The sequence below is a fragment of the Protofrankia sp. CiP1_Cm_nod2 genome (genome assembly GCF_920664355.1).
GTDB lineage: Bacteria > Actinomycetota > Actinomycetes > Frankiales > Frankiaceae > Protofrankia.
The window spans coordinates 1-5,257 of record NZ_CAKKTL010000308.1 but is presented as its reverse complement, the minus strand read 5'-3'; the positions used below and the strand labels follow the sequence as shown (position 1 = coordinate 5,257).

Sequence of the window (5,257 nt, the reverse complement as noted above, 5' to 3'; positions counted from 1 at the left end):
TAGCCTGCGCCGACCTGGCCCAGCTGGATGTCTGGCTACGCTGCGTGGGCACCGCGACCACCATCGACGACGTCATCCACGACTAGCGATCTTCGGCTGCCGTCGGTACGAAGGTGCGACCGGCGCAGCGCGGGGCTGGTCTGGGAGCCGGCTTCGGGAAAGCCGGTTACCGGGGGCCGGGGAGCTTCCGGCCGGTTCTCCTGGGAGCGGGCCGCGGGCATGGCCGCGGTGGCCGACGCGACGTGCGGTTCGCAGGTCTCCCGGCCGTAGGTCTCCCCGCGCGGCCTGCGGAAGGCGGCTATCCGGTGGAGTGCCGCGAGGAGGCTGCCGACATCAGGCTGTCCGGTTGCTGCCGGCGTGCTCGACATGGCGGCACCGGTCCGACGCGTGTGACACACGGTGGTCCTCTGTTCCGGGTTTTGTCTGGTCATGTTTTCGTTGTCCCGAACGGGAGGCCACTTTTTTCGTAATAACGGTCCTGAGTTCTGTAAATTCGGTTCCGGATAGCGGGCCGGCAGGAGTGCGCGGTGCTTCCGGCCCGCGGCCGGGGCCACCGGAGAGGGCCGCGCGATGTTCGCCGTACGCGGCGATAATCCGGCCGGCCGCCAAAGAGGGGCGCGAGCCGCCGCGCAGTCCTGTCACCCGGTATTGACTACCCAGCGCAACGGGCAATAACACAATTCAATCTTGCTGGGGCCCTGACCCGGCGTGTAAGAATAGAGACCGTACGGACAAGTGGGGGAGGCTGCTCAGGTCCGGTTCACGGAAAACTCAGCGTGCCCGGCCGAAGTCGGTCCCGGGCGTTTCGGTGCCCCGAAGCAGCATGAGGTCCAGGGGAGAATGATCCAAACCAGCAGAAACCAGCTGGTGACGTTGTTCCGTGCGGGGAGCGGAGCAACTGCGCCAGTGGCTTCCACCGGTCCCAGGTGCCGTCCGGCCAACCGGGCAGGACGATGTTCCATCCCCGCAGCCCGTTCCCGCAGCTGACGGTGAATCGGCGTTCCACCATGGTGTGAGCCGCTCCGGCCCGCCGGCCGGAGCCAGGGTAGACACCATTGCCGGCCAGTCATCCCTCGCAATTTCTTTGTGACTGTTAACCGGTTGCTTTTCGCATATTCACCGATTCCAGGCATGCCTTCGACCAGGTCGGTCACGTCGCCTTTTCCACCTGTCCGAGCAAGCCTGATTCAGCGCGGAGGAAACCATGCCCGCCCCTCTCGCCGTGCCCGGGGGCAACGCCCCGCCCAGCGCGGCGGCGGAACTGCTCGACCTGCTTTCCAGCGCACTTACCAGCCTGGTCGGGCTCGCGTTCGGGCTTTATCTGGCCGTCGGGCTGCTGGCCGTTCTGGCGGCCCTCCTGCTACGGGCCCGCCGCGGCCCGCGGCAGTTGCGTACCGGCGCCGCCGGTACCAGGCCGGAGACGGCCGGATGAGCGTGTTCGACATCGACACCGATGGTGTCGACGGCGGGCTCGGGCGGCTGTTCGCCGCCGGAATGATCGTGTTCGGGCTGCTCTACCTGGCCACCATGTTGCTGCTCGCCGCCGTCCACCGGCCGCGGCGGACCGGTGCCGCCCCCGAGGATCTCTTCTTCGTCTTCGTGCTGCCCTGTCTCAACGAGGAAGCGGTCATCGGGGCGAGCCTGGACCGGCTGCTGACCACCGACGCGGCGAACCGGCGGGTGCTCGTCGTCGACGACGGCTCGGACGACCGGACCTCGCGGATCGTCCAGGAGGCCAGCGACGCCCGGGTGTGGCTGCTGCGCCGGGATCCGCCGGACGCCCGGCAGGGCAAGGGGGCCGCGCTGAACGTGGCCGTCGCCCACCTCGCAGCCCACCCCGAGATCAGCGCCCGCGACCCGGACAAGGTGATCATCGTCGTGGTGGACGCGGACGGCCGGCTGGACCCGCACGCGGTCGAGACGGTGGCCCCTTGCTTCACCGACGCCCGCACCGGCGCGGTGCAGATCGGCGTCCGGATCAACAACCGGCGGGACAGCCTGCTCGCCCGGCTCCAGGACATGGAGTTCGTGATCTACACCAGCGTGTTCCAGCGCGGCCGCGGCTGGCTGGACAACGTCGGTCTCGGCGGCAACGGCCAGTTCGTCCGGCTCTCCGCGCTGCGTTCGCTCGGCGAGCGGCCATGGTCGCACAGCCTCACCGAGGATCTCGATCTCGGCGTCCGGCTGCTGCTGGCCGGCTGGCGTAACGAGTTCTGCCCGCGGGCGGACGTCCACCAGCAGGGTGTGATCCGGCCGGTCCGGCTGCTGCGGCAGCGGGCCCGCTGGTTCCAGGGGCATCTGCAGTCCTGGACGCTGCTCCCGCGGGTGGCCCGGCATGCCCGCCCGCGCGCGCTGGCGGACATGCTGTTCCACCTGACCTGCCCGCTGCTGATCCTGCTGGCGTCGCTGCTGACCCTCGCCTTCGCCCTGGGCACGGCGGGGGTGCTGACGGCCTGGCTCACCGGCGGGCCGGCGCCCGAGCCCGCGCACTTCCTCGGTACCTATCTGCTGATCGGTATACCGATCCTGGTCTGTGCGCTGATCTACCGCTCGCGGGAGCGGCTGACCGGCTTCGGGCTGGTCCGCCTGATCGGCTACGCCCACGTCTACATGCTGTACGCGCTGGTCTGGTTCGTTGCGGGCTGGTGGGCGGTCGGGCGGGTGGCCGGCCACCGGACGAACTGGCACAAGACGGCTCGCAGCCCGGAGGCGGTGACGGGGGCCGGGCCGGCGACAGCCCCGGAGGTCCTGATACCGGCTGCCGCGGCCCAGGACGGCCCGGTGCGGTGAACGGCGCGCGCGGGGAGCCGGCCCCCGAGGAGAATCCGTCCCGGGCGGGGCCGGACATCGGCCTGTCCGGCAGCGGCCCGTCCGGCAGCGGCCTGGTGCGGCAACGGCAACGGCAACGGCACCGGCTGACCGCGTTGGCGTTCGCCGGTGTCACCGTGCTCACCGGCCTGTTGGTGTTCACCCTGCGCGGTTCGGAGCACGCGTCCGCGCAGTGGCGGGACGGCACCCGGCACGGCCGCTGGCTGGCGGTCTTCGACGGGTACGGCCGCACCACCGGGCGCGCGACGGCCGGTGACGGGAACGACGAACTGGTCGTCACCCTCGCGCCCCGGGCCGCTGCCGGCTCGGACAGCACCCATGCCGGGCTGGTCGTCAGCACGGAGCACTACCAGGGGGTGCGGTTCAGCACGCGGATCCGGACCCTGCGCCAGCTACGCCAGCCGGAGCCCCGGCCGTGGGAGGTCGGCTGGATTCTCTGGCACTACACCGATCCAGCCCATTTCTACGCCTTCGTCCTCAAACCGAACGGATGGGAACTCAGCAAACAGGACCCGGCCTATCCGGGCGGGCAGCGATTCCTGGCGAGCGGGCCCGCGCCGCGGGGGCGTCTCGGCGACTGGCACAGGATCGAGGTGGCTCACTTCGGCAACATTGTGCAGGTGTCGGTGGACGGGGCGTCAACGGTACGTTTTCAGGACACCGAACACCCTTATCTTTCCGGTGCTGTCGGCCTGTACAGCGAGGACGCCGTTGTGGAGTTCCGCGGGATGCGGGCCCAATCCCTCCTCCGGGCCGCCGGGCCGATTCCCTGAACTGTTAACACAATTTTTCGACTTCTTTTCGAGTGCGACCGATCCCAATGCGAAGTCATTGCGACGTCCAAAATACTGGGACATAGCCGTGTCCGGATCACCGTTTGTCCGGTAATCCCTACCGTCGTTCATCCAGTCACATGGAAGGTCATGCATGACCAGACAGCAGGAAGTCCGCACGGTGCTGCTCGTCTATGGCACCAGGCCGGAGGCCATCAAGATGGCGCCGCTGGTACAGGAGCTGGCACGCACGTACACGGTGCGGCCGGTCATCGCGGTCACCGGTCAGCATCGGTTGATGCTGGACCAGGTCAACCAGCTGTTCGACATCAAACCGGACTTCGATCTGGAGATCCTCCAGCAGCGCCAGTCGCTGGCCGGGATCACCACCCGCTCCCTCAACGGCCTGGAAGCGGTGATCACCGAGGTGCGGCCGGACGCCGTCGTGGTGCAGGGTGACACGACGACGGCGTTCACCGGCGCGCTCGCCGCCTTCTACCTCGGGGTGCCCGTCGTCCACCTGGAGGCGGGGCTGCGTACCGTCAACCCGCTGCTGCCCTTCCCGGAGGAGATCAACCGCCGGCTCACCTCGCAGCTGGCCGTCCTGCACCTGGCGCCGACTCCGGCGAGCCGGGCGAACCTCCTGGCGGAGGGCATCCGGCCGGAATCCGTCTTCGTCACCGGCAACACCGTGATCGACGCGCTGTTGCACGTCGCCGCGGCACCGCCCCCGCCGGACGAGCTGCTCGCCGAGATGCGGGCGCGCACCGACGGCGGCCGGTACCCGTTGCTGCTGGTCACCGCGCATCGGCGGGAGTCCTGGGGGGAGCCGCTGCGCAGGGTCGGCGGAGCGCTGGCCCGGCTCGCGGCGCAGCGGCCCGAGCTGCAGATCATCCTGCCCGCCCACCGCAATCCGGTAGTACGCGAGGCGCTGCTGCCGGCGGTCGGCGGGCTGCCCAACATCCGCGTCGTCGATCCCGTCGACTATGCGGTGTTCGCCCATCTGATGGCCATGGCGACGGTCGTCCTGACCGACAGCGGCGGCGTCCAGGAGGAGGCGCCGAGCCTCGGCCGGCCGGTGCTGGTCATGCGGGACAACACCGAGCGGCCCGAAGGCGTCCAGGCCGGCACCGCCGCGCTGGTCGGGACCGACCCGGACCGGATCGTCGACGCGGTCGCCGAACTGCTCGACGACCCCACCCGCTACGCGGCGATGGCGAACGCGGTGAACCCCTACGGGGACGGGCAGGCAGCCCGGCGCGCCGTCGCCGCGATCGAGCACTACTTCAACGGCGCGCCCGCGCCGGCCGACTTCGTGCCCGGCCTGGACGGCACCGCCCTCAACGGCACCGCCCTCAACGGCACCGCCCTCAACGGCACCGCCCTCAACGGCACCGCCATCCCCGCTCAGCCACTCGTCATCCGGCACCCCGAACCGGCGATCGTGCCCGCCACCGTCCCGGCCGGGAACCCACGAGAGGAGAACCGGACATGAACCTGCACTGGATGCGGCCGCGGCGCCCGGAGGGAGGCGCGGGGCCGCACAGCCCGCAGGGCGGTCACAGCCATCCGGCCGGCCGCCGGGCACGCCGCCGGGTGTTCGCGGTGGCGACGGCCGGGCTGCTCGCCGCCGCCCTCGGCGCGGGCGTTGGCAC

At 70.3% G+C, this 5,257-nt stretch carries 4 protein-coding genes; all 4 read left to right on the top strand.

Annotated features, from left to right (window positions below; translation table 11 throughout):
* Positions 1-1,204 precede the first annotated feature (1,204 nt).
* The 4 genes from NBW84_RS22275 to wecB all read left to right on the top strand — a co-directional run bounded on the left by NBW84_RS22275 (position 1,205) and on the right by wecB (position 5,097).
* Positions 1,205-1,432, top strand: a complete 228-nt coding sequence (locus NBW84_RS22275; RefSeq protein ID WP_250287126.1) for a hypothetical protein — start codon at positions 1,205-1,207, stop codon at positions 1,430-1,432.
* Positions 1,429-2,790 carry a glycosyltransferase gene (locus tag NBW84_RS22270; RefSeq protein ID WP_250287124.1) on the top strand — a complete coding sequence of 454 codons (1,362 nt, stop codon included), beginning with the start codon at positions 1,429-1,431 and terminating at the stop codon, positions 2,788-2,790. Before NBW84_RS22275 ends, NBW84_RS22270 begins: the two co-directional genes overlap by 4 nt.
* Positions 2,787-3,602, top strand: coding sequence for a family 16 glycoside hydrolase (locus NBW84_RS22265; protein WP_250287123.1), 816 nt, complete (start codon positions 2,787-2,789; stop codon positions 3,600-3,602). The genes NBW84_RS22270 and NBW84_RS22265 overlap by 4 nt, the downstream gene beginning before the upstream one ends.
* Before the next feature lie 154 nt (positions 3,603-3,756).
* Positions 3,757-5,097, top strand: coding sequence for a non-hydrolyzing UDP-N-acetylglucosamine 2-epimerase (gene wecB, locus NBW84_RS22260; RefSeq protein WP_250287121.1), 1,341 nt, complete (start codon positions 3,757-3,759; stop codon positions 5,095-5,097).
* Positions 5,098-5,257 lie beyond the last annotated feature (160 nt).